The organism is Streptomyces sp. NPDC006997 (assembly GCF_040635175.1).
Lineage (GTDB): Bacteria > Actinomycetota > Actinomycetes > Streptomycetales > Streptomycetaceae > Streptomyces.
In genome coordinates this window covers 1-1,327 of record NZ_JBEYHH010000104.1, presented here as the reverse complement: position 1 = coordinate 1,327, position 1,327 = coordinate 1, and the positions used below count along the sequence as shown (strand labels likewise).

Below are 1,327 nucleotides of genomic sequence, written 5' to 3'. Positions count from 1 at the left end.
TGGCACTCGTCGCCGCCGGAGGAGTAGTCGCCGAAGTAGTCGACGACGTCCTCGGGCCACTGGTTGGCCTCGGCCAGCAGCACCGTGTCCGGGTAGTGGGCGTCGATCTCCTTGCGGACCCGTTTCAGGAACTCGTGGGTCGCCGGAAGGTTTTCGCAGTTGGTGCCTTCCTCGGCGTACAGGTAGGGCACGGCGTCCAGGCGGAAGCCGTCGATGCCCAGGTCCAGCCAGAAGCGGAGGGCCGAGATGATCTCCTCCTGGACGGCCGGGTTCTCGTAGTTGAGGTCCGGCTGGTGGGAGAAGAACCGGTGGAAGAAGTACTGCTTGCGCACCGGGTCGAAGGTCCAGTTGGACGCCTCGGTGTCGACGAAGATGATGCGGGCGTCCTGGTACTGCTTGTCGTCGTCGGCCCACATGTAGTAGTCCCCGTAGGGGCCGTCGGGGTCCTTGCGGGACTCCTGGAACCACGGGTGCTGGTCGCTGGTGTGGTTCATGACGAAGTCGATGATCACCCGCATCCCGCGCTGGTGCGCCGAGTCCACGAACTCGACGAAGTCGGCGAGGTCACCGAACTCCGGCAGGACGGCGGTGTAGTCGGAGACGTCGTAGCCGCCGTCCCGCAGCGGGGACTTGAAGAACGGCGGCAGCCAGAGGCAGTCCACGCCCAGCCACTGGATGTAGTCCAGCTTGGCGGTGATGCCCTTCAGGTCGCCGATGCCGTCGCCGTTGCTGTCCTGGAAGGAGCGGACCAGGACCTCGTAGAAGACGGCCCGCTTGAACCAGTCCGGGTCGCGGTCCTTGGCGGGGGTGTCCTCGAAGGTGTCGTGGACGGGCTCGTTGACGATCATGATGTGGGTGACCCTCCGATCTGCGGGTTGGACGGTCGCAGGACGGTGAAGACGTGCGCGGGCCGGTGGCCCGGCTCAAGGCGCACGTAGTTGGCCCTGCCCCAGTGATAGGTCTCACCGGTGAGCTGGTCGCGCACCGGCACCGACTCGTGCCAGTCGAGGCCGAGTTGCGGCATGTCCAACGAGACCGTGGCCTCCTGGGTGTGGTGGGGGTCGAGGTTGGCGACCACGAGAACCGTGTTCGACCCGGCCCGCTTGCTGTACGCGATCACCGCTTCCTGGTCCACGTGGTGGAAGTGGATGTCGCGGAGCTGCCGCAGGGCGGGGTTCTGCCTGCGGATGGTGTTGAGCTGGGTGATCAGGGGGGCGATGCTGCGGCCCTCGCGTTCGGCCGCCGCCCAGTCACGGGGTTTGAGCTGGTACTTCTCCGAGTCGAGGTACTCCTCGCTGCCCTCCTTCAACGGGGTGTTCTCACACAG

2 protein-coding genes are annotated in these 1,327 nt (G+C 66.0%); both read right to left on the bottom strand.

Annotated elements, in window-relative coordinates; genetic code table 11:
• On the bottom strand, positions 1–848 hold an 848-nt coding region (locus ABZ659_RS35855), incomplete at its 3' end, for an alpha-amylase family glycosyl hydrolase (RefSeq protein WP_360229201.1).
• On the bottom strand, positions 845–1,327 hold a 483-nt coding region (locus tag ABZ659_RS35850; protein WP_360229198.1), incomplete at its 5' end, for a DUF3459 domain-containing protein. The genes ABZ659_RS35850 and ABZ659_RS35855, both read right to left, overlap by 4 nt.